This window comes from Enterococcus sp. DIV0682 (genome assembly GCF_051712685.1).
Taxonomy (GTDB): domain Bacteria; phylum Bacillota; class Bacilli; order Lactobacillales; family Enterococcaceae; genus Enterococcus; species Enterococcus faecalis.
Window position 1 is genome coordinate 2,322,160 of record NZ_JBIOPK010000001.1, and the last position, 22,181, is coordinate 2,344,340.

The 22,181-nt window shown below is 34.8% G+C and carries 35 protein-coding genes, 1 tRNA gene and 1 pseudogene; 7 read left to right on the plus strand and 30 right to left on the minus strand.

What is annotated here, in order from left to right; genetic code table 11:
- Positions 1-3 precede the first annotated feature (3 nt).
- From IGK96_RS11175 to IGK96_RS11265, 19 genes and pseudogenes are all read right to left on the minus strand, one after another.
- Entirely contained in the window at positions 4-1,731 is a 1,728-nt protein-coding gene (locus tag IGK96_RS11175; protein WP_033781484.1) for a terminase large subunit, read from the minus strand.
- A complete protein-coding gene (locus IGK96_RS11180) occupies positions 1,728-2,180 on the minus strand; it encodes a P27 family phage terminase small subunit (RefSeq protein ID WP_002365107.1) in 453 nt (150 codons plus the stop codon). Before IGK96_RS11180 ends, IGK96_RS11175 begins: the two co-directional genes overlap by 4 nt.
- Positions 2,181-2,291: 111 nt before the next feature.
- A complete protein-coding gene (locus IGK96_RS11185; protein WP_002367266.1) occupies positions 2,292-2,666 on the minus strand; it encodes an HNH endonuclease in 375 nt (124 codons plus the stop codon).
- Entirely contained in the window at positions 2,666-3,073 is a 408-nt protein-coding gene (locus IGK96_RS11190; protein ID WP_002367268.1) for a hypothetical protein, read from the minus strand. Before IGK96_RS11190 ends, IGK96_RS11185 begins: the two co-directional genes overlap by 1 nt.
- 155 nt (positions 3,074-3,228) lie before the next feature.
- Positions 3,229-3,300: transfer RNA gene (locus IGK96_RS11195), tRNA-Trp, on the minus strand.
- Positions 3,301-3,600: 300 nt separating this feature from the next.
- Entirely contained in the window at positions 3,601-4,068 is a 468-nt protein-coding gene (locus tag IGK96_RS11200) for an ArpU family phage packaging/lysis transcriptional regulator (RefSeq protein ID WP_002380819.1), read from the minus strand.
- 764 nt (positions 4,069-4,832) lie between these two features.
- Positions 4,833-5,243, minus strand: a pseudogene (locus IGK96_RS11205) (YopX family protein); the annotation flags it as partial.
- Positions 5,227-5,799, minus strand: a complete 573-nt coding sequence (locus IGK96_RS11210) for a hypothetical protein (protein ID WP_173950968.1) — start codon at positions 5,797-5,799, stop codon at positions 5,227-5,229. The pseudogene IGK96_RS11205 and the gene IGK96_RS11210, both read right to left, overlap by 17 nt.
- A gap of 12 nt (positions 5,800-5,811) precedes the next feature.
- Entirely contained in the window at positions 5,812-6,756 is a 945-nt protein-coding gene (locus tag IGK96_RS11215) for a tyrosine-type recombinase/integrase (RefSeq protein WP_174125538.1), read from the minus strand.
- Positions 6,753-7,406 carry an N-6 DNA methylase gene (locus IGK96_RS11220; protein ID WP_174125540.1) on the minus strand — a complete coding sequence of 218 codons (654 nt, stop codon included), beginning with the start codon at positions 7,404-7,406 and terminating at the stop codon, positions 6,753-6,755. The genes IGK96_RS11215 and IGK96_RS11220 overlap by 4 nt, the downstream gene beginning before the upstream one ends.
- Before the next feature lie 53 nt (positions 7,407-7,459).
- Positions 7,460-7,666, minus strand: coding sequence for a hypothetical protein (locus tag IGK96_RS11225; protein WP_002395701.1), 207 nt, complete (start codon positions 7,664-7,666; stop codon positions 7,460-7,462).
- 15 nt (positions 7,667-7,681) lie between these two features.
- Positions 7,682-8,287, minus strand: a complete 606-nt coding sequence (locus IGK96_RS11230) for a hypothetical protein (RefSeq protein ID WP_438756154.1) — start codon at positions 8,285-8,287, stop codon at positions 7,682-7,684.
- A gap of 19 nt (positions 8,288-8,306) precedes the next feature.
- Positions 8,307-8,777 (minus strand): DUF1064 domain-containing protein, encoded by a 471-nt coding sequence (locus tag IGK96_RS11235; RefSeq protein WP_002365121.1) that lies wholly within the window; start codon positions 8,775-8,777, stop codon positions 8,307-8,309.
- 148 nt (positions 8,778-8,925) lie between these two features.
- Positions 8,926-9,195, minus strand: coding sequence for a hypothetical protein (locus IGK96_RS11240; protein WP_002385648.1), 270 nt, complete (start codon positions 9,193-9,195; stop codon positions 8,926-8,928).
- A 138-nt stretch (positions 9,196-9,333) separates the two neighbouring features.
- Entirely contained in the window at positions 9,334-10,185 is an 852-nt protein-coding gene (locus tag IGK96_RS11245) for an ATP-binding protein (RefSeq protein WP_195945315.1), read from the minus strand.
- 11 nt (positions 10,186-10,196) lie between these two features.
- Positions 10,197-10,976 (minus strand): DnaD domain protein, encoded by a 780-nt coding sequence (locus IGK96_RS11250; protein ID WP_195945314.1) that lies wholly within the window; start codon positions 10,974-10,976, stop codon positions 10,197-10,199.
- A gap of 17 nt (positions 10,977-10,993) precedes the next feature.
- Entirely contained in the window at positions 10,994-11,809 is an 816-nt protein-coding gene (locus IGK96_RS11255; protein WP_181037376.1) for a PD-(D/E)XK nuclease-like domain-containing protein, read from the minus strand.
- Positions 11,772-12,788: a recombinase RecT gene (locus IGK96_RS11260; RefSeq protein WP_010821115.1), complete on the minus strand. Its 1,017-nt coding sequence runs from the start codon at positions 12,786-12,788 to the stop codon at positions 11,772-11,774. Before IGK96_RS11260 ends, IGK96_RS11255 begins: the two co-directional genes overlap by 38 nt.
- A gap of 74 nt (positions 12,789-12,862) precedes the next feature.
- Complete coding sequence (locus tag IGK96_RS11265) at positions 12,863-13,168, minus strand: hypothetical protein (RefSeq protein ID WP_002400767.1); 306 nt, start codon at positions 13,166-13,168, stop codon at positions 12,863-12,865.
- 50 nt (positions 13,169-13,218) lie between these two features.
- Between IGK96_RS11265 and IGK96_RS11270 the strand changes: the two genes are divergently transcribed.
- The gene (locus IGK96_RS11270; protein WP_002400768.1) at positions 13,219-13,473 is read left to right on the plus strand and encodes a hypothetical protein; all 255 of its coding nucleotides are present in this window, start codon (positions 13,219-13,221) and stop codon (positions 13,471-13,473) included.
- Here the strand turns inward: IGK96_RS11270 and IGK96_RS11275 are convergent.
- From IGK96_RS11275 to IGK96_RS11295, 5 genes are all read right to left on the minus strand, one after another.
- Entirely contained in the window at positions 13,448-13,666 is a 219-nt protein-coding gene (locus IGK96_RS11275) for a hypothetical protein (RefSeq protein WP_002370011.1), read from the minus strand. The genes IGK96_RS11270 and IGK96_RS11275 overlap by 26 nt on opposite strands.
- A 103-nt stretch (positions 13,667-13,769) precedes the next feature.
- On the minus strand, positions 13,770-13,994 hold the full coding sequence (locus IGK96_RS11280; RefSeq protein WP_002358104.1) for a hypothetical protein: 225 nt from the start codon (positions 13,992-13,994) through the stop codon (positions 13,770-13,772).
- Positions 13,991-14,290: a hypothetical protein gene (locus IGK96_RS11285; RefSeq protein WP_002388460.1), complete on the minus strand. Its 300-nt coding sequence runs from the start codon at positions 14,288-14,290 to the stop codon at positions 13,991-13,993. Before IGK96_RS11285 ends, IGK96_RS11280 begins: the two co-directional genes overlap by 4 nt.
- Positions 14,291-14,356: 66 nt before the next feature.
- Positions 14,357-14,536 (minus strand): hypothetical protein, encoded by a 180-nt coding sequence (locus tag IGK96_RS11290; RefSeq protein ID WP_002400769.1) that lies wholly within the window; start codon positions 14,534-14,536, stop codon positions 14,357-14,359.
- A 34-nt stretch (positions 14,537-14,570) separates the two neighbouring features.
- On the minus strand, positions 14,571-14,840 hold the full coding sequence (locus tag IGK96_RS11295) for a hypothetical protein (protein ID WP_002365131.1): 270 nt from the start codon (positions 14,838-14,840) through the stop codon (positions 14,571-14,573).
- Positions 14,841-14,915: 75 nt separating this feature from the next.
- On the opposite strand from IGK96_RS11295, the gene IGK96_RS11300 reads away from it, so the two are divergent.
- A complete protein-coding gene (locus IGK96_RS11300; protein WP_010776102.1) occupies positions 14,916-15,230 on the plus strand; it encodes a hypothetical protein in 315 nt (104 codons plus the stop codon).
- Here the strand turns inward: IGK96_RS11300 and IGK96_RS11305 are convergent.
- Positions 15,211-15,339: a hypothetical protein gene (locus IGK96_RS11305; RefSeq protein WP_010776103.1), complete on the minus strand. Its 129-nt coding sequence runs from the start codon at positions 15,337-15,339 to the stop codon at positions 15,211-15,213. The two genes, IGK96_RS11300 and IGK96_RS11305, sit on opposite strands and share 20 nt — an antisense overlap.
- Before the next feature lie 146 nt (positions 15,340-15,485).
- On the opposite strand from IGK96_RS11305, the gene IGK96_RS11310 reads away from it, so the two are divergent.
- Entirely contained in the window at positions 15,486-15,668 is a 183-nt protein-coding gene (locus IGK96_RS11310) for a hypothetical protein (RefSeq protein WP_122634212.1), read from the plus strand.
- On the opposite strand, the gene IGK96_RS11315 is transcribed toward IGK96_RS11310, so the two are convergent.
- A complete protein-coding gene (locus IGK96_RS11315; RefSeq protein ID WP_104802090.1) occupies positions 15,660-15,962 on the minus strand; it encodes a hypothetical protein in 303 nt (100 codons plus the stop codon). The two genes, IGK96_RS11310 and IGK96_RS11315, sit on opposite strands and share 9 nt — an antisense overlap.
- A 12-nt stretch (positions 15,963-15,974) precedes the next feature.
- Positions 15,975-16,166 carry a hypothetical protein gene (locus tag IGK96_RS11320; protein WP_010829959.1) on the minus strand — a complete coding sequence of 64 codons (192 nt, stop codon included), beginning with the start codon at positions 16,164-16,166 and terminating at the stop codon, positions 15,975-15,977.
- A 289-nt stretch (positions 16,167-16,455) separates the two neighbouring features.
- On the opposite strand from IGK96_RS11320, the gene IGK96_RS11325 reads away from it, so the two are divergent.
- Positions 16,456-16,788 carry a helix-turn-helix domain-containing protein gene (locus tag IGK96_RS11325; protein WP_085382934.1) on the plus strand — a complete coding sequence of 111 codons (333 nt, stop codon included), beginning with the start codon at positions 16,456-16,458 and terminating at the stop codon, positions 16,786-16,788.
- 18 nt (positions 16,789-16,806) lie between these two features.
- Positions 16,807-17,151 carry an ImmA/IrrE family metallo-endopeptidase gene (locus IGK96_RS11330; protein ID WP_438756162.1) on the plus strand — a complete coding sequence of 115 codons (345 nt, stop codon included), beginning with the start codon at positions 16,807-16,809 and terminating at the stop codon, positions 17,149-17,151.
- Positions 17,152-17,175: 24 nt separating this feature from the next.
- Here IGK96_RS11330 and IGK96_RS11335 read toward each other — a convergent pair whose 3' ends face one another.
- Positions 17,176-17,409 carry a hypothetical protein gene (locus tag IGK96_RS11335; protein WP_002367290.1) on the minus strand — a complete coding sequence of 78 codons (234 nt, stop codon included), beginning with the start codon at positions 17,407-17,409 and terminating at the stop codon, positions 17,176-17,178.
- Between the two features lie 89 nt (positions 17,410-17,498).
- Here IGK96_RS11335 and IGK96_RS11340 point away from each other — a divergent pair, with 89 nt between their 5' ends.
- Together IGK96_RS11340 and IGK96_RS11345 are read left to right on the plus strand one after the other, a co-directional pair.
- Positions 17,499-18,182, plus strand: coding sequence for a hypothetical protein (locus tag IGK96_RS11340; RefSeq protein ID WP_129194668.1), 684 nt, complete (start codon positions 17,499-17,501; stop codon positions 18,180-18,182).
- A 175-nt stretch (positions 18,183-18,357) separates the two neighbouring features.
- Positions 18,358-19,539: a tyrosine-type recombinase/integrase gene (locus IGK96_RS11345; protein ID WP_085444263.1), complete on the plus strand. Its 1,182-nt coding sequence runs from the start codon at positions 18,358-18,360 to the stop codon at positions 19,537-19,539.
- Positions 19,540-19,641: 102 nt separating this feature from the next.
- On the opposite strand, the gene rpmG is transcribed toward IGK96_RS11345, so the two are convergent.
- Positions 19,642-19,791, minus strand: a complete 150-nt coding sequence (gene rpmG / locus IGK96_RS11350; protein ID WP_002356321.1) for a 50S ribosomal protein L33 — start codon at positions 19,789-19,791, stop codon at positions 19,642-19,644.
- A gap of 125 nt (positions 19,792-19,916) precedes the next feature.
- Positions 19,917-22,052, minus strand: a complete 2,136-nt coding sequence (locus IGK96_RS11355) for a peptidoglycan D,D-transpeptidase FtsI family protein (RefSeq protein ID WP_002359399.1) — start codon at positions 22,050-22,052, stop codon at positions 19,917-19,919.
- Positions 22,053-22,181 lie beyond the last annotated feature (129 nt).

The window sequence follows — 22,181 nt, forward strand, 5'->3', positions numbered from 1 at the left end:
CTATTATCGATAGATAGAATCTAAATATTCATCCATATCATCTTCGTTGACATCAATCATTTGATCCATTGTTTCCTTATGCGCACAAAGGAAAGCAACAAATCCATCGATCTTTCTCTTTGACTGGTTTTTACTTGGTACTTTACGGCCTTGAAAATCCATTTTGACAACCACATTTAAAGCGCAATACAAAAATAAAGGATTATCAAACATAATCCTTTGCTCATAAAATAATCGCTCGGCATCTTCAAGCGGCGAGTTCAATACTCTTGCATACTGATCAACTTGCACACATTCCAAGCCTAAATTTTCCAATTTTTCAACTAATCGGTCACTCATCGCTGGATCATAATTAACTTGTTGAACATCATAAAAATCCATGCAATCTTCAATAAAATGAAATATTTGTTCTTGGTCAATTAACTTACCATCACAAAATTCAACAAATCCTTGTTCTGCTAATTCAGAATACGGCACATTATCTTCCTTTTCTCGAAAATCAATATTTTCACTAGGAATAAAATATAATTGTTTTACTTTGAGTATCGCTTTTCCTTCGGCATCCCATGTAGGAAAATTTAATGATACACAAGTTAAATCTCGGCTTTTAGATAAGTCCAAACCAATCCAACATGGCTCGCCACTTAAGTTTCCTAATTCATTTGTGGGAACCAAACACGGTTCCACTTGATCTTGTTCAAAGAAATTATCTGCACCATTCACAAACACATCTAAATGCTTCGTTAAAAATTCAGCTTTCGAGTGAGCGGAACGTTGCGCAGTTTTAAAGGCTGATTCTAAAGCAGACAAATCAACAGATATTCCCCAGTTAGGATTGCACATTTCCCAAACTTTTTTATCTGTCCAATCGTATCCTTTATTTGGTTCATAAATCAAAACAAAGTTTGAATCATTATCATCACGCTTCAAAACTTCTTTTGCTTCTTTATAAACACGAATACCAACCGAACTACTTCCTTTACCAGCTGTAGAAATATTAAACATTAACGGCTGTGGCAATGAAATTTGTGCAGATTTAAAGTTATCGTACTGCTCCATTTTCTCTTGTTTATGCAGCTCATCATTTAAAACAAAATATGGATTGGAACCTTCTATGTTATCAATGTTTTTTGTCTGAACAATAAACTTATTTGTATAAGCCATATCTCCATGTAAATAGTCATACGTAATACTTGAAACGGTGCCTTTTGGACCTTTAAATATTTTAGTCCCATCTAATAGCACTGGATTATTTAGGATAGTAGCGGCAAAAGGCTTAGCAGCATACTGAGCTTGCGCAAAATCAGAAGCACATGCATAGCAATCGACAGATAAGGCACCTTCGCCATACATAGCATATCCCAACGCCCCTACGGCTATTAATGTTTTCCCATTTTTCTTTGGTATTTGTACGTATGCCTCACGAGTAACACGGACTACTTGCCCTTTTTCATTTTCTTTTACCCAGCCATAAATCCAAGAATAAATGAATTTTTCCCATGGCTCTAAAAGAAATGGTTTACCTACCATATCGCCTTTTGTATGAACAATAAAAGATTCTACCCAGTCCATCATTTCATTTGCACGATCAACATCAAACCAAATATCTTTTCGTTTCTTCCATCGATACCAACGATCTATTGCTAAACGAACCGTTTTCGGATATTTCTTAGGATGTTTTCGAACTTCTTCCGCAAATAAATCAGCATAATTTACACCAGGTTCAATCATGTTTCATTCCCTGCCTTTTTACGCCATTTTTTCCGATGTTCTGCCAATTCATCTACAGGCTTTTCTTCTGGCCGTTTCATTTCTTCATCTGCTCTAGCTGTTGAACCACCAGTAATTTGTCTGCCTGTTTTTGACTTATTGGTCAATCCTAATAAATCCAATGCTTTCATTTTTTTATCGGCCCAAACTTCGACTTGTTGCGCTAGTGGATGCTTGCTATTGTTAGTAGCTCCAGCCTTGTTTGTTGTTTTTTGGGTTTCGGGAAATCCTTTTTCTTTCCACAGCATGTATTTGTATTGGTAAACTTCAAAAATATCCAAGTATGATTCAATCAATGGATCAAGAGTAATAGTGTATAAATCAGACTTGCGCATAATTTCTAAAATTCGCGTTTTTTCGTGATTAACTTTTTCATCAATAATCGCTTTGCGTTGCGCTTTTGTGGTCATTTTTTTATACACCCCCCTTTTATTTTTAAAATTTTTGACCTAACGACACGCGTGACTGCCCCCTACCCTATCCCCCGACAAAAATTTTGAATCAAATTTGATAGGGGGGCTTCATTTTTTAAAATAAGATGCAAAAACTTTTTTCTCATCTGCTTCATTTTCTTCAATCACATGACACTTCGGACATAACAAACGAATATTGTTTGGATCAAGCTTGAGCATTTCGTTCTTCTTGATTGGAATCACATGATGTCGATGTGCTTGCCTTCCAAATACAAAACGGCCACATCTTTGACAGCAACCACCTTCTCTTTCATAGACAAAGTCAGCGACATCTTGCCATTCTTTTGTTCGATAAAATGATTTGTTGTCATGATGATAAACATTGATTGGCTTTTTCTTTTTTCTTGACTTCCTAGCATGTTCTGAACAATAAGCTCCTTTTTCTGTTGTATTAGAACAACCTTCAAACTGACAATAGCGCATTATTCAGATTCTTTAATAATATTGAGAATTTCACCTTTTGCACGTACAGCACTTGGAATCTCAATACCTTTTCGTTTTGCATATTCACGCAATTCTTTTACATTCATTTCTTCTAATACAACAGATTCATCATCAGACGGAACAATCTCATCTTGTTCTTCATCATCAGCAGCACTTGCAGTTGTTAATAATCGTTCGCCTTTTATTCCATCAGTATCAATCGTTACATTCCCAACAGTAATTGGTAAGCCACCAACATATAAATCAGCTTCTTTACTTAGCATTGATTCAGGATTTTCAGTAACTTCAAAATCAGGTTCTTGGCCTTTAGGAACAAACACATTTCTTTTTTCTTCGGTATCCCAATACTCTTTACCAGATGCTGAACTTCTAATTAATACACGCATTGTTTTGTTAATCCCCTTTCAAAATGAAAACTCTACTACACTTAAAACAAAAAAGACTGCATATAAATGCAGCCCTCGTGAAAGGTAGTAGCGCCAATTTGTTTGTCCGAACATTCATTGACGATCTATATTATTTAAGCAGCTTATGCCACTTACTGGAACAATAGGACTCGAACCTATACTAACGGTTTTGGAGACCGCTGCTCTACCGATTAAGCTATGCTCCATTAACTCTCGCAAACCTGTAGAAAAAAGAGAGAGGAAATTCACCTCACTTCTTTAGTTTTATAATTTGTGGTTTGCGAGAGAATCTAAATGAGATCACAAGTGACTAAACGAAGAAAGTAGAATTTTTTTGCTTTCTTGTAATCTCCAATCAAAAAAATAAGTAGGCAATCGTTCCGTTTAAATTTTGTGTAAGTGTGTCGCATTTCTTATTTTTTTGACACTATCATAATAACCTGTTTCAAAGGTATATGAAGTGTAGATAAAGTGTATAAAAGAGGTATAAAAAGTGTAATAAATGGCTACTTAAATGCAACCAGTTCCAGTGCCGAAGCAAATTGAACAATGATCATGTTAGATTCTTGTTTCACTGATTCTTCACTGATACAGTTTCGTTGTGCCGCTAGATAGATTGGATTGCCATTGATATAACGGTCATAGAAAATTCTTTTTCTTCGCTCAGTAACATCTGGTTTGTGCGGATGCTGAATCGCAGAATAACCTCTAACAAAAAGCTTATGAAGGTAATCAAACTCTTCTTGGGCTTCTTCTTTCTGGATTAACATTTGCTCGGCTTCGAAAACGTTATTGGCCGTTGATGGTGGAACCAAAGAGAATGAAGCTGTTACTTTTGGTTCCCTCGGCTGGCCAACACGACATCTAGCAGCAAGATAGGCAGACAGGAACACACTTACGTTATGTTTAGTTTGTTCCATGTCTACATCCTTTGCATCTGGTGTTTCATATTTCTTTACGTCAAAAAGTACCATCCTTTGATTCCCCCGTTTATGGTATAATATTCGTGTCGAGAATATTACCCACGGTCGGAGGAATCCGGCTTTTTTTATTGGCAGCTTTCTTTACTCATGATAAAATATTTTTATTGTGACCAATGTTTGGGGCAAAGTAACCTCACATATCACAAGCTACCACTTTTCTGGTAAAATATTCTTCTTAGTCAGCCAGTGGTCGGCTGGCTTTTTTTATATTTCTCTATCTAAAATATTTTTGTTAAGGTTTCTTTATATTTACATTTTGCAACCGACATTACTAACATTTCGTGTTACTCTTAAATAGTGACAGAAAGTAGGTGTTCGTATGAATACTAATTTTTATCCCGTCAAAGTTTATAGCTTGAACTATCGGCTGTATTCTTCACGTATTAAAGCAAATCTACCGCAAAAAGTTACTCCTCTCAATTTTTTGATTCCACATTTTTACGCCGTATTAAATTTAAAAGAACTAAGAAACATTGAACTATGTTTATCGATATTAGATATTGACATTGAAAAATTCAGTACCCTCGTTCAAGCAAACGACAGGTGCAATGAACTAATGTACAATTGATTTAAACAGCCATTCGTGGCTGTTTTTTTGTTGTAATCGATCTACCATACTTCTATTTTTGGAATCATCTTCTTAACTCGCTTTCTTACAAACTCAGTGGCTCTTTTTGATAACCAGCGTCAATCAAAATTCCCTCAATCACATAAAGATCCGTTTTCTGCTTCAAACTAGCCTTAAATTTCTTGGCAATATTTCTAGCTGTTTCTAAAGAACTAGTTCCATCAAAAGTATTAGAAACATCAATAAAATCATAGTTGTCATCTGGTTCTATTCCATCGATAAAAAATTGATAACAGTCTCTTTTAACGATACCTAGGTAGCTATATTCTCCATCTCGATACTGAACAATATCACCCTCAAAAATTTCAACGCCGTTCTTGTCTTTCAAGCTAGTAGATTGCATCAGTGGCAACTCTTTAACATGTCTGAAAAGATATTCCTCCTTTGACGAATACAATAAATCACAGTGAATTTCATTTTTATTTCTAACGACTAATTCACCTTTATACCAACCGTCAACTTTTTCGATTTTTTCTCTGTAAAAGTCATAAATCATTTTTTCGTTAATATCGTCCCACGCTCTAAACTTTGGAATCATCTTCTTCACTCGCTTTCAACTCTTGTTTGCTTAAATATTCTTGGAATCTCACTTTATCTTGCACATTCCAAACGTGGTTACCATAGTTTTTATACTCAGTTCTAGGCATTTTTTTATAGGGGATTTTTTCACGTTGGCAATGTGCAATTAGAGACGACATCTTAATGTTTAATTTTGTGCATATTTGGCTGAGGTAGTAATCTTCGTCAATCAAACGTCGGATTTCTGTATCTAGTTCTTTAATCTTCTTGTGCTTTGTCAGCCCTAATTTTTTAGCCCTAAACTCAACAGCTCCAACTGTACGATTTAACCTATTAGCTATATACTTATTTTTCATAGATAAATAGTGCTTTTTTAAGAACTCATCCTCTTTTTCAGACCATAGACGGTGCATGTAGCATCTAAAATCATCTTCTTTTCGCATTTTGCACAATTTTTTTCTAATCGCATTGATGCTCCTGTTCAAGTACTTAGAAGCTTCAATTAGCTGAGTATCGTTTTCAAAAACGAAATACTCTAAATACACTAGTTCGTCTTCTGTCCATTTTCTATACATAAAATCACCACACTAGGAAAGTTGCATCAATGCACCAAGAATCTTTTCGTCGTCTTTACTCTGCAATTCATCAATTATATGCATGTATGTTTCTTGAGTAGTAGTCACGCTTGAATGACCTAGACGTTTAGCTATGCTATGAGTTGACACCCCGTCAGCGAGTAAAATACTTGCATGCGTATGTCTAAGTCCGTGCATTGTGATGACAGTGATTCCTGATTCTTTGCATTTTCTGATCAGGTGGGAATTGTATGTTGAATTAAAAATTCGTTTATACTTGCCTGTCTGTCCATCTCGATTTACAAAAATCAATTCATCTTGAGGCAAGTTTTCAATGAGCGGTTTAAACTGACCAACTATTTGCCAATCAATGCTTATCGTTCTAACAGAACTTTTGTTTTTCGTATCCTGAAAAAACATTGTAGAATTTTTGTAGTTCAATGTTTTATTAATGCTGACGGTATTTCTGGTCCAATCAAAATCAGCTGGTGTTAACGCAATGGCTTCCGCAAAGCGCATTCCTGTTTTTGCAACCAGTAAAATGAACCAATCCATATTTATCCCTTCCCCAAGTTCTAGTGATCTCAACAACTTTTGTAGTTCGCCTTTTTGCAGGAATTTTTTCTTTTTTGGTCTCGGCGGTATTCCTTTGATGATCGCTTTGTAGGTTGGATCACGTTTAATTAATCCTTCGTGATACATATCTCTTACACAGCTGCCAATTTGGTGATGAAAATCCATTGTTGTCTGCCGCTCATGTGTCAGAGCGTATTCATTAAGAATGCTTTGATAAGCCTTTCTATCTAATTTATCTATCGTTAAATCAGGGCAAATTTCAGTAAGGTGTTTGTGGGCTATATAATATTTACTAACTGAGATATCTCTAATTGCACCGACTTTGTAAGTTTCAATCCATTCTAAAAAATAGCCAGTAAAAAGTCTGGGGCGTTTACTCATTCGTTTTCTCCTCCTAACATGCTGGGACTTTCGATGTGGTCGATAGCCTCTTCTAGCCATTCTCTGACTTGAAACTCTCTTGTGACCACATCGCTGTGTGGCATAACATTTACATCGCTAAAAGCCAACGAATCATCTTTTGAATTTTGTAAAAAGTAAATCTGTTTTATTTTTCTGTCTAGCGAATCACCGTGGACTACGGTGGCATTCATCCCACGAATAGCAAGATTGAACAGAAGGAACGGAATGGTTCTATCAGATAACTCCTCTAAATCGTAAAAAGTCATTGATGGTTTATATTCAAAAAAACCAATAGATAGTCTGTCTGTTCGCCATTTTTGTATGATCATTCCACCTGTCCCAGAAGCTACTTCATGTGTCAATCCACTTCCAGGACCTACGATTTTTGCAATCACTTCGCCAATGGAATTTGGCGTAAAATCTTGTTTCTTGACTTTTCGATCAGCGTGTTCGTCTTGAAAATATTCGTGAAACCAATCGAAAGTTAAATCCTTTTCTATTTCTAAAAATTTGTTAAACACGATTTCTCGCTTATCACGACTTAGTAATATATTCATGAGCGCTTCTGGCGCTTTGTAGGCATCATCAACACCTAGCAGTTCATTTATTTTTTCTGTTGTTAATTTCATAATTTCAAAGGAGTAAAGAATTCTTTGTGGTCGACCAAACCTCCACTCCTTTCTCACAAATTCACTGGCTCTTTTTTATAACCAGCATCAATCAAAATTCCCTCAATCACATAAAGGTCCGTTTTCTGCTTTAAACTAGCCTTAAATTTTTTGGCAATATTTCTAGCTGTTTCTAAAGAAACGACTTCATATGTTTTAGCCAGGGCATCCGCAATTATTGCGGATGTTGGCGTGTAATAAATCTCAAGCAAAATGAACACTCACTTTCTACGAGATTATTCTTCGATTTCTTCTTCATCATCTTCAACTGTCTTTTCTGGGAAAATGATGTTCTCTTTATTTTTGCTCCAAGAATCAGCAAACGGCGCAAAATGTTGGCGTGCGATTTCCACTTGATTAATTAGATTCTCAACCGAAACCTCATGATCAGCCGCAATTTCTTCTAGCGCTTCCCCTTCATCGATCCGATGCAACACACCACGAACGTTGATTTTTACTGATTCTGGCCATTCGATAGTCGTTGCTTTCTTGATGAATTCGTCAATGGTTTCTTTCGATACTTGCACAGCAACTTCTTCGACTCCTTGCACATCATCGCCCATTTCTAAAGAAGTTTGTTCTTCTTTTAGAACTTCAACTGTCCCGTCGTTATTTACAACATATTCGACATTCGGCTTATTGGTCTGCTTGTTAACTGGTACCTTGTATTCTACTGTTTCTGGTTCGATGGTCGTTGATACTGTTTTGCCTAAAAATTCGTTTAAACTTTCATATTTTCCTTTTAATGAAGCGTTGCTAACCACTAATAACACTTCTGTATTTCCATTTCCTTTTGATGTAGCTTTCTTTAATTCTGGTCTGAAATTTACTTGTTTTGTCATTTTATTTTCCTACTTTCTTTTAATAATTAGTTGCATCTTTCCATTCGTAATCGAAATTATCGGTTATGAATGGTCTTTTTTCGTTTAAAGGCTTAGTTACACCTTGTGTGATCACTTTAAAATCTCTAGCACGAACAACAATCGCTTCAACTGGATGACCATATCTAAGGGCAAATAGACGAAAACGAAGCTTAACGGATTGGTCAATGCCATACACGCCAAAAGAGTTTTTTATATCAATGACATGTCTCCAACTTCCATCTAAGTTTTTTATGATGAAATCAGGTGAATAAGCTATCGCCGAAATTTTGCCTATACCATCCGCAGTTGGTGTAAGTTCGGTTAGTTTAAAACGCGGATGAACTTCAAAAGGCAACCCACAATTTTTGACAAACTTTGTATAAAAGTTAGCTTCCTTCTGGCTATCAAATGTGTAACCATCAATCGTGACTTTATTTCCTCGCTTATTCAGGGCTGTTGGTGATTGCATTGTTTTAACTCCCTTTCCTTGGTCGCAGTTTCCGCTCGAACTGCTTTTCCATCTTTATTGCATTCAGGACATGGAACGGGCGTTGCATAATTAAATCTATCTTTGCCCCAAATCACACGCTGATCTTGACATCTAACACACTTCATTCTTATTTAGCCCCTTTCATCCAAGCTTGGTTATCTTTTGTTACTTTTTCGATTGGGTCCTTTTTAAAGTCTACTTTGGTAGCTTTTACTGTGTGCCTCTTCGGTTTTTCTGGCATTATGATGGCTTCCTTTACTTCTGAAACGGTTCCGCCAGATACGATTGTTGCGATAGCTGCTGTCTCTTTTTGTTCAAATAGCACAGCATCTTTTAAATTAGCTACTGGCCAACCATCTTTGCCAAGATAGGCTGAAATTTTTACTACATACGGCATTGAATAATTCTCCTTTCTATCGATTTATTTTTAAGGCTTTAAAATGCGTTTTAAGCCTTTTTTCTTTCTTTACACCTATTTATATTCGCTTGATTGTAGAACTGTTCTACGCTGAATATATTCGCTAAAAATAATATTTTAGATGCCTGCTACTCGTTTGTCTGATGTCCCCTCAATTTTCATCACGAATCCTTGTGAATTACTCATGATGCGAGAAAGGATTCTCTCACCATAGGCTTGACTCATTTCTTTACCAGTTAAGTTCGTAGTAAAAATAGTTGCTTTATTCTGCCGAGCTTCTACAATGCGATTCAAGGTGTCGTTATTGAAGTTAGTACTTTTATTCCTATCATTAATTTGTTTAACTCCCAACTCGGCTCCTAAATCGTCCAGAACTACTAAATCTGCGCTTTTGATTTCTGCCATCAAACTACCTGTTATCTCTTTTCTGGCTTGCTCATCATTCATCGCAAATTTTAGCTGTTCTAAGAGTTCCGCATAGCTAATAAATAAGCAGCGTTTATCATAGTTTGATTTCTCCAACACTTCCCAAGCCGTTGACATAGCTAAATGACTTTTACCAACACCACTTTTGCCTGAAAGAATCATATGAATTGGTTTATTCAAAAGAATTTCAGTTGTGGCTCGATTTGCAATTTCAAAAACAAGCTTAGTTTCTGTGTCTACTGTTTTGTAAGTTTTAAAACGACAATTAATTAAATTTTTGTCGGTATAAAGTGAGCTATATTTCAGGTAATTAATTGCTCTGGCTTTCAAACTATCGTTAAACATTTTCTCTGTTTCAAGGTCTTCTGCTTTTTTGCGTGCTTTATAGCCACATTCCATGCAAGTTGGCGGACACCTATCGGACCCATCTTTATTTTTGGCACGCCACGCATAAAGATTTCCTCCGCAATCTGGACATGGATCAGGTGTGATATAAAGCAATGTTTTAATCATTTTTGAAAATCCATCTGATGCCGACTTCATTCTTTCACTTCCTAAAATCCAAGATCATCGTAATCCAAATGACCTGTATTTGATTTCTGTTGCTTGGTTGTTTTCTTTTGCTTCCTTGCCGCTTCTCGTTCATCAACAGATTTGAACCCTCTTTGTTCCCAATCTTTCAATATGGCATTGATATAGTTATAGTTTCTTGCGTTTGCATCAATAGCAATTTCAATAGCTTTAACAATTAATTGTTCAGCATCTTTTTGACTAGCTCCGATTTTTTCAAAATCAGAAATCCAATAATCAAAATCGGTCATAGTTTTAGACGACATCAATCCAAATCCGTTGTTTTCCCAAATTGAACGAATGGACGACCCTTTATTGTTGTTATTAATATTCTTTTCATTCTTATCATTCTTTTCATTCTTGTTTGTGTGCACTTGTTGTTCACTTGTTGTTCGTTTGATGTTCACTTGATGTTCACTTGCTTGATAATCATCCCAGTTATTTATTGATACGACGCTGTATTTCGTAGTTGATTTGATGTTCAACATTCCTTCTTTTTCAAATCGTTTTAACCATCTCCATACAGAACCGCTGTTCACTTGATGTTCACGTTTGACACCTTTATTCATCTCAAACGTTATTGCGTCGCGCCCTGTGACGAATTCTCCGCTGTTCAACCATATTTCTTTTCCATTAAAAAGAAATTTTCTGTTTTCGTGGCTAGCTTTCATCAAACACAAGTTCCACAATTTGTACATGTAAGGATTAGTCCATACGAATGAATCCATTACCTTACGATACAATTTGACGTAACCAGCATTCATTCGTTATGCACCTCCTCCTATAAATCGTCCATACTGGTAAAATTTGTAATTTTGTTGTGTCCTCTACAATATTCACAAATTCCACAACTAACTGGTGCTTCCTCACCATTTTTAACTCGCACAACATGCTCGATGTTTTCTTTTAATTCTTCTAATTCGTAAATCATTTTTTCTTCACTAAGAGTGATGAGTTTTGCTTCACTAGGTGTTTGTTTCGAAACAGCTGCAATGAGAGGAAGAAAATTTTTGTCATATTGTTGTCGAAGCAGTTCGCAATAAACAGCCATTTGTAACACGTAACCGAAGCGTTCAATGAAGTTTGCTTTTCTGTTTAAACGTTCATCCCATTTCTTCTCATGCATATCTTTGGTTGTTTTGATGTCTACAAAATACTTTTCTTCTAAATTCAAACAATCAATTTTCCCTTTCCACATTGCACCACCAATTTCACCTGTGACGATCACTTCTTTTTCACCTTGATAAATATTTAAAAAGGCTTCTTCTTGTTTTAATCTTTCAATCATCTGCTCCGCAATTTGGAAATCTTTCAGTAGGCCAAACGGTTTTCTTGAAGAAAACATCTTGTTTTTATTTTCTTCTTTAAATGCTTCATGAATTTCTGGTGATTCAAAGTAAGAATGAACATAATTACCAACTAGCAATGCTTTTTGATCACTCTCTGGTGTCCATTCGCCTTTTAACTTGGCAAGAGCTGCAGCTTCACATTCAAGAAATTTTTTATATTGAGAGACAGACATATAAGCTAGGTCCGCTTCTTGTGAATAATAATTTTCATCAGAAAGGATAATCGTCTTCTTCAATCGTTGAGACATCAGCTTCACTCTCTTTCTGATTGGTTTCATAACCAGCCATCACATCTAAAGTTTCCTGAACTGGCTCTTCTAAAATTCGGTCCGCCGCTTTCATTAAATCTTCTTTTTCAATTGGTTTGGCTTGTTCGATATCTGGTTGCTCTGTTACATCAGCCACACGTGTAATTCGTTCATTATCTTTTTCTTGATCAACAGCTTTTTTATTGTTGGAAAATAGTTTTTCTTCGAGTACCGCAGTTTGCTCTTCTCGCTCTGGTGTCACATCTTTTCGTTCGAATTCATTTTCGAGTGTGTCTTTAGCGGCTTGCACAAATAAATCATTATCGTTACTAGTATTGATTAAATATTTAGCAGCTCGATTGATGACAGTTCTTTTTGCCATTTCTTCTGGAAAATCATTCTGAACATTTTTTGTTTTTGCTTTGCTCCATGACTTATCAATTTGTTTCTTTGTCATGACGGTTGTTACTTCCTTACCATTTGCTAGCTTAATAACCACATAAGCAGCCTTAATGTCGTTGTCTAGGTTTTCGAAGGACGTTTCATGTTTAGCAACAACTAAGTCGGGACCATCCATAGCAATTTCAAATACATCGCCTTCTCTTACTACAACAGGCGTGATATCTGCCCCTCCAGTTACTCGATCTAATACAGCCATGGTTCCAAAATATGAGCGCATAAGCTGGACTTTATTTCCATATTTAATGAAATAGCATTGTTTCTTCGCAGGTGATAATCCTTGGATAACCATATCAAGCAAGGCGTTAGAAATAGATGTTTTAGTTTCTGGATTGTTAGCTGCCAACTGAAGAAGGTTCCCTCCTGAATTGTTAGTTAATTCAAAGAAAGCACTTTTCAAAGCATTCTGCGGGCTATAGCCTGGTGGCATTTCTAACCCTTGCTCTTGCAATCTATTTAAATTTCCGATGACTTGTTCATCTAAAGAGCGTTGTGTCATTTGTGTTAAATCGTTACTCATATTTATGTTCCTTTCTTGGTATAATATTTTTAAGTGAGCATTGTGCATACATCTAAAATTTACAACAAACTTTGCTATGGATTGATTTCTTGATTCATAGCTTCTTTTTCTATTTCTTTGTACGTCCATAATAAAGTCGCACTTAGTAATCTAAACGCATTATCCTTTCTCATGATGTCCTCATTACCAAAGACATCTAACAAAATGCTGTCGACTTTAGAATCTATCGTTCTTTGTAAATCCATTGCTTCTTTATAAGTTCTTGCATTTTTTTTAATCATATCTTTTGTACTTTCTTGAAATTCATACAAAGCAGGTAAAAACGGTTCAATCACTGCTACTATAATTTGATCTGCTTTTACATCTAAATCGTTACTCATATATTTTTGCTCCTATTCTTTGTTATACTATTCGTAAAAGTGAGGTGATTATGTTGCTGAATTATGATGTTGATAGAGTTGAAAAAATTGATACTAGTGAAACAGAGCTTGTAAATCTTTTGCTTGATCATGGTTGGAAAATATTATCAATTGTTCAAGAATCTATTGATGGTTCTTCGACGGTACAAGGTTTTGCGTCATCATTCTTTATTTTGGGTGCATCTAAAGAAACTGCTGAAAAATATCCCATTAAAAAATCTAAGGATGAACTCGAAAAACTCATTGAGAAAAAGTACGGTTTTTAGTAACCGCATTTTCAAAATAGCGGTCATCAATTACAGTGATGACCCTATTTATTTGTTCATAACTAAGACCATGTTTTTTTATTACCTTTTTTAACTCATCGTACAAGGCTGTTTCCTCAATATCTAAATCAAAACCTAAAATTTCACGTTGATCCATTAAACTCATTCTCATTATCAATTGCTTTCTATTCATATTTGTTTCTCCTCTTCTTCGTCATATTCCCATGTTGGCTCTAATACTTCTTTTTCTTCTGGCATCTCTTGTCTAGCTCCTAATGAATCAAATTCAGGCATTTTCACCACTCCCAGAATATTTTCGTTTTGTTTTCTTCAAGTTCAACGTGATCAAATCCTTCTGTTTCTAATTGAGATAAAAACGTTGATGTAAGACCTTTACTATTCACCACGCAACTTGTATTACCATTTGATGCTGCAGTTCGAATTGATTGAACAATTCTATTTTGAGCATTCGCTAACATTAATTCGTAAACATCATCACTTAAACCTCTTACTTCAATCATTGCAGTTCACCTCGTAAAAATGCAGTTAGTAATTCATCCATAGATTTTTCATTTGCAGCATCTTCGGCTCTTTCTGCTACGCATTCTGGACAATCACAAGATTCGCTTATACTTAATTGCTCTTTTAGATCACCTACAAGTTTTTGCAAGAGTATAGCTAACCCGATAACTGAACCACAAAACGCAGTACTTCCTTGGCCTGTTTCAAAATTTGTAGCACATAGAAGAAGTTCAACATTCTGTGCCTTACATTCTTTTTCAAGTTCAATAATCATTCTTTCAATTTCTTTATTCATGTGGTACACTCTCCTTGAATTTGATATTTGTAATTGACCTACTTTGATGGCCGTCGAAGTGGGTCTTTATTTTTGTTTTTTTACTTCTCGATCTTCCAACGCTAAATCGTAGTAGAGCAACCAAATGATAAAAGCTGCTATATATATGTTTTGGATTAATGGACCAATATTGCCACCTACTAAAAGCCCCAAGCCAAAAACGATTAGCAATGCCGCTATACGTCTTAAGTGATATATTTTTTTCATATTATTTCCTCCCTAAATTTCGCTTGCCCAAGATTTATCTTTTTTGTGATAGAAGCCATCTGCGACACTCTTCTTTGTCGTAGAACTTCCCTTGTTTACTTACTGATCCATGTGGAAGACCTAGCTTCTCCCATTCCCTTATTGTTGTGGTGGATACATTGAAATATTTTGCAATCTCTGTTTGATTTAAGACTCGCTTATCAACTGCGGTATCTCTTCGTGCTTTTTCTATTTCATCAACAATAATTCCGTGTACAAAATCTCTTAGAGAAGCTTCATTTTCTGGAGTTAAAATCACTTCCATTACTATCACCTCCTATACTGATTGTTTTACAATTCACCTCTTGGTAAAATGAATTTGAAAGCGAGGTGAAATATTATGAAATTCGAATTAAATGGATTTGACGAATTACAACATGAGCTAAATCAATTTGCTAAAAATGCCGAGTCTTTAGATGGCGAACATTCTGTACCATTCGATGAACTATTCACTAAAGAATTTATGATTGAAAATACTAAATTCTCTAATATTGATGAGTTTATTGAAAAATCCGGATTTGATTTCTCTGATATGGAATCAATAGATGACAATAAATTAGATAAATTCATTAGCTCAAACACAAACTTCGATTCGTGGGAAGATATGAAGTCTGCCGCTGGGTCAGAATGGGCAGCTAAGAAATTAGGATTTTAGTTTTATTTATCTCATCTAAAGTTTTTTGAAGTTGGTCAGCTTGCTCCTCAGCTTGTTTGATCAACTTCATTAGGTTTTGTAAGTCAACTTTGATAATCGCTTCTTCCACTTTTACCTACACCTCCTATCTAATATCTAATATTTTTTTGATATTCCGAACTTGCTCTTCTGAACGTCTACGACACTTTCTTTTTTTGATATAATTTCCTTATCAGTGAGTGGTCCACTGAAATAATTGATAAGGTGGTAATGTTTTTGATTTCAAAACGTGAACATGAAATGGCTATAGCAATTGCTCAAGCATATATCATTGCTGAAATGAATCATCCAGATTACTTTGATCCAGGAGCTAGCGCTACAGCAGCCGCATTCGCTTCATATTACGAGGAAGCTTTGCAACAATTGAACGGCGATTTTCCTGATGATGAATTAACTTAATTTATTAGACATCATTTCGCTATGAAATTCGGCTTTTACTTCAGTAAGTAATATCATCGCTTGACTGTAAGTAAGGTCGAATTTTTTTATATATTTTTTTAGTTGTTCAACTTCATTTTCTTTTTGACCTTCATCAACATTTGCGCATTCATTACTTACTCCTTTTTTAATTTCAATCCGTGTACATTTTTGATCAATTTCTTGTGAAATCTTAGTCAACAACTTACTCACAGGAATTTCTTCACATGAAGTTTCATTTCCTTCTTCGATGATTAGAGTTGCTTTCTTTTCCATTTTTTATTCCTCCTATCTGATTTTGTAGTATTCAATAATAGCCGTTAGTGTTTCGTGAGCTTTTTTACTTTGATTTTTTCCAGAAAGATAATCGTTTAAGTCCTGTTTTGGAATGTTAAAATATGTTGCTACAGATGTTAATGATATTTTCTTATCATCGAAATACTCACGAATTTTCGTTCTGCCCACTGACGTATCTGGCATGGTCTATACTCCTTTCTTTAGTATTTAGTAAGTTAATTAGATAGAAATATAAAAATATGTTGACAAAAAGTACCCGAACATATACTATAAATACATAGTTAAATAAGCCTATAACAAAGCCTTTATTTTGCACTCGGTCGCCAAACTTAATGCTGTAAGGTGTGTTTTAGCTTGCTTTTTTTCTATCTAATTAACTTACAAACAAATAATAATACGAACTTATACATTTGTCAACAAAAATATATAAGTTCAGGTACTTTTTATTTGTTTTAGAATGGAGAATGCTTTTATGTCACTGTTTGAGAGGATAAAATCTTTAGCAAAAACGAAAAATAAAAATGTTAAACAAGTAGCTCTTGAGCTAGGATTTAGCGAGAATTTATTTTATAAATGGAAAACAAATGATCCTAAAGCAAAAGATTTAGAAAAAGTAGCAGAATATTTCAATGTATCGGTAGATTATCTATTGGGAAGAACTGATAATACTAAAGTAACTTATGAAAAAAATTCTGATGATTTAGATGATGTACTGGATAACGTCATGAGTTTTGACGGTGAACCACTTGATGATCATGACAGAGAAGTTATCCGTGCATATTTAAAGGGTAGATTCGGGAAATAAGTCAAAGGTTGTGCTTATATGAAAAGTATCAAAGAGTTGGTAGAAGAATATAATGTGGAGTTAGTTTTTACTACTTTGAACAAACGCGCATGTTTCGACCCTACCTACGGTATCATATTTGTAAATCAAAATTTAACACCATCAGAACAAGAAGAAGCAATATATCACGAGTTAAAGCATGTAAAAGACCATGTGTATATAATGGCATTGTATAAAATTCCTGTTTTTCGTTCTAAGATGGAAGCTGAAGCAGAACAATATATGTTTAGAAGCTTAATCGAAAAATATGAAGGACAATACAATTACTCAAATGTTATAGCTCATTACAACTTAAAAATGGGACAAGAAATTTATTTGAAATAAAAAAGTCCGTGCTGGAAACACGGACTAAAGAATATTTTTTTCTTTTATAAACTGTATAGCTTCATCATCCAACTGAAAAAAATGTATATACTCACCATCGCTTAAATCAACAATAGGATACCCTGCCAATAAATGAACTAATATTTCTTTTGTGATATTTGGTGTATTATCAAAAACGGAACACATAGTTTCGACATTAGGACTGCCCCAGATATCATTAATTTCTTTTATTGGAACTAATTCGGAAGGAGTTGTCATTTTATCACCTCATGAAAAAAAATTATAGAGTTAACAGATTACCTGAAGAAACTAAACAACAATTAGTCGAAAGTGTAGAAGCCTTAATCTTGGATTCTGAAGCATACGATAACGGAATGTTTAATATGATAAAACGTTCTTCTGCCACTTTGAGAATGTTATTTTACGATTCTCGAACTTCTCATAGCTTGATAAATCAAATAGAAAGTAAAAAATCACTCAAAATGTATAGTTTTATTGATTATCCAATCAAACAAGAAATCTTTTACGGTAGTATTTATTGTGCCAGATTTTTAGCACAACCACCCAAGGTTGGATACTACGATACATTTTTATTTAATCCACTAAAAAAAAGACATATCGAACTTTCTTTTGATGATTGGTGGAATGGGACAATTTTTAGAGTTGGGAAAAATAGTGACTTTTCAAGAGGTAAAATCATTATCACTTTAGCAAATCAAGATGGCGGTGCTCACTTTGATCCTACAATCGATAGTAATTACAGTTCATTGATTAAAGGAACTACTGGCTTTCAGATTCCACCACAATCAAATAATCACATATTTTTAGGAGGGTCTCCTGATTATAATAATCAGCCAGTTCAATTCACAGACATACACTTAGCGATTATGAGGCAAATAGTACATGAAGCTATTCTTTCGTTAATTAAAAACTTCTCCCTAAAAATGCATTACAACCCAAATTTCGAATATAACTGGAACAGAAAAATAAATCCTATTGCTTTTCATTTTAGCGCATCAAGAAACGACTAACATAAAAATTGGATGATATCTTCATAGGCCAATTATAACATAATTTCTACTATAAATCCCCTCTCTGGTGAGTTCTAGCGTGTTCGATTCATGCTAGGGGCTTTAAAATTTAATAAGGAGGTGCTAAAAATTTGTCATTCCTTCTATTCGCTTGCCCAAGTGGAAAGGATAAAAAATGGCAACTTTTAAACAATATACAAAAAAAGGGAAAAAATACTGGAAAGTAACTGCCTATTTAGGCGTAGATTATTTAACTGGAAAACAAATTAATGTCACTATCAGAAACTGTAATACAAAAAAAGAAGCACAGCTCAAGCTTAATCAAAAAAAATTAGATTTTGATAACGGAAATCTAGCTAACGAGCATACTCGTTTAACCACTTTTGAAGAAATTTATTATATGTGGTTGGACGAATACAAAAAAACAGTTAGGGAATCCACATTCATAGCTACTGAACGACGTATGAAAAAACACATTTTACCCACATTCGGGAAAATGCGACTTGAGCGTTTAACAGTCAAGATCGTGCAAAAATCTGTTAATGAATGGTATAAAAAGAATGAAATGGGAAAAGTACTTTTGAGTTATGCTTCTCGTGTTTGTGACTATGCTGTTGGTTTAGAAATAATAGACTCAAACCCATTTAAGAAAATAACTAAGCCTAGTTCGCTAAAGAAAGTAGAAAAGAATATAAAAAGAAAGTTCTATACAAAAGACGAACTGGAACATTTCTTAAATACAGCTGATAGCATTGCCAATCAAGCCAAAGAAGAAAGTTTAGTTCTAAAATACTATGCTGACTTAGACTGTGCTATTTTTCGCTTACTTTCTTTTACTGGTATACGTGTTGGTGAAGCTTTAGCATTGAATTGGAGTGATATTGATATTAAAGAGCAGGTAGTTAATATAAATAAAACTACTGCTATCAGTACAAATGGATTGACTATAAACGATCCTAAAACTCCCAATTCTATTCGTAAAATTTCTTTTGATAACAAGACTGCTTATATCTTAAAAAAATGGAAACTTAGACAGCGTGAGGCTTTAATGAAAAAAGGTGGGTTTAAAACACAGCTTATTTTTACAAAAATTGATGGTACCATGTTCCGAAGTCAAGACATTTACCAACGTTCCAAAAGATTGGCAGAAAAAGCTAACTTACATTCTATTGGTTGTCATGGTTTTCGGCATACACACGCAACATTATTATTCGAATCAGATAATGTTAGGTCTAAAATAATCCAAGAACGTTTAGGACATTCTTCTTTACAAATAACTATGGATACTTACACTCATGTTTCTGATGAAGTTACTAAAGAAGCAACAGATGCTTTCAGTAGCTATGTAAATTTTTAAAATAGCAAATCTACATCAATAACTAAATCAGTAAATTCCTAACAACAAAAAAAGAGCCTAGAACCCTTATAAAGCAAGGATTCTAGGCTATATTCAAATAAATTATTTAGTTTCACGGTGTAAAGTAACTTTTCTTTCACGTGGGCAATATTTTTGTTTTTCTAAACGATCAGGATTGTTACGTTTATTTTTATTTGTTAAGTAGTTACGTTCTTTACAAGAAGTACACTCTAAAGTGATGTTTACGCGCATGTTTTCCCCTCCTACTAATAATTGATCTTTCCAAGAGATTTCTTAGACTTGAATATCATACCATTTTTTTTGTCATTTGACTACCCTTTTGGGCAAATTTGTAAAGTAGTTCTACTTTACAAATTTTATTTTTTGTACATTTCCATATACGCTTCTAAAACTTCTTTGGCAATCGTTTGATTTGGTTTGGAAGATTCATCATTTAAGTGTGGTAAAACAACGCTAATTGCAATTTCAGGATTTTCGTACGGCGCATAAGCCACCAAGTTACTATTAACCGTTGTATGGTTTACTCCATTAGCATCTGTTGCTTGCGTTTCGGCGGTCCCTGTTTTAGCAGCAATCGAAAACTTGTCTGATTTTAAACCACGTGCAGTTGTAAAAGGACTAGTTCCATTTACCACATTATAGAAACCTTGTTGAAGAATTCCTATCTGGTCTTCAGAAATATTCACCTTATTCAAAACTTTTGGTTCAATTTCTTTTAAAATTTTTCCTAAAGCTCCATTTTCATCATTGCCATAGATTCCTTCTACCACATGGGGTTGCACGCGGATACCATTATTTGCGACAGTGGAAACGTACTGTGCTAATTGTAACGCGCTATAGGTATCATATTGTCCAAAAGATAGGTCAAGAAGATTACCGCCTTGTGGCGCAGAAGACGAATCCTTAAAGTCCTTGTTTTGAATTCCTGTTGTTTCTCCTGGTATATCAATTCCAGTTTTCGTTCCCATACCATATTCTGCAAAAGCTTTTCTTAATTCTTTAAAGACAGTGTCATCTCCTACTTCATAAGGGAAAATCATATTGGGATAATAATTCACACCCATCATTTTAAAGACTAATTTCATCATATAGGCATTCGAAGAATATTCTAACGCTTGCTCCGCAGTTAATTGCATGGTTGTTCCGCCAGAAGCATTCCACCAAGAAGCTTTTGGATTACTACCTGCTAGTAAAATAGCTTCATCTGTTAAAACGTCATTGCCTTTAATGACGCCTGTTTCATAACCAGCTGTTAAAGTACCTGCTTTCACAACTGATCCAGGAACTTCAGAATTCAAAATAGGTGCTAAAGGATTAGGTGTGACTTCCCCAGTTGCTAAATCATGATGAAATCCGGACATCGCTAAAATAGCACCTGTTTGAGGGTTCATAGCAACGACATATGCATTTTCTGAGTATGGTCCAATGGTTTTGACTATTTGTGAATAGTTTCGTTGTAAAATTTCATCAACTTTGTTTTGGAAATTTGAATCAATCGTTAATTTTAAGTTGGAACCTTTTTCCCCTTTGGAAATTGGGGTTTGTGAAACAATCTTTCCGTTATTGTCTAAAACGACTTCTGATTTTGCTTTTTTACCTTGTAGAACGTCTTCATATTGTTTTTCTAAATAGCTAGTCCCAACACGGTCATTTCGTGCATAGCCTTTTTTCAAATATTCATCGACTTCTTCGGCTGGCAATCCTTGTTTTTCAGTTGAAACGGTGCCCAACAGGCTACGTAATGCACCACTTTGAGAATAATCACGCGTCCAATCAGTCCCTGTTGAAACACCAGATATTTCCGCTGTGTGTTCACCAATTGTCGCAATTTCACCTTCTGTTACCCCTTCATTCTTGATGAAGACCGTGTTCATTTGTGACGCGGCATTCATTCGTTTAAAAATCGTCACTGCTTGTAAGGTTCGGTCATCAAACGCAATTTCTTCAGGGGTGACTTTTTCAACGGCTTTGGCATATAATGTGCCTTCGTCCGTAATTTTGTTGCCTTTTTCATCTTCTTTATCTTGATCGGTTAAACGGGCTTGGGCTGCTTTTAAATTTTCAGGATTCGCTAACCAATAATCTTTTTTATCACGGTCCGTTAAGTTTGGATCAACTGGAACGTTAATAAGTTCGTTGACTTTATTCGCAATCGGTAAAATATCTTTTCCTTCAATATTTTTTCCTCGTGTGTAAGTGATTGCTAAATTGGCTTTGTTAGAAACCAAGACTTTTCCTTGTGAATCATAAATTTGTCCTCGAGGGGATGGTGTCGTGATTTGTAGTGAAGAATTGGCAGTGATTTTTTTGTTAAACTCTTCTCCTTCTACAATCTGTAAATACCCTAAACGGACAATTAATGAAACAAATAAAGTGAATATCACAAAAAATAATAAGTTCAATCGAAAAGGAATATGTGGCTTTCTACCTCGTTGACTCTTTGCTGCGGCATCTGTTTTTTTTATTTTATCTATAAATGAGTTTTTCTTCATACCTCTAGTCCCTTCACTAAAAAGTTTCGCATTCTCATTGTAACAAAAATTAGTCAAAAAATCAGGATTATTCCTAGCTCTAAGGAAATATTTAATTATTTTGTTGTTGAAAAAAGTCAAAAGGACTTC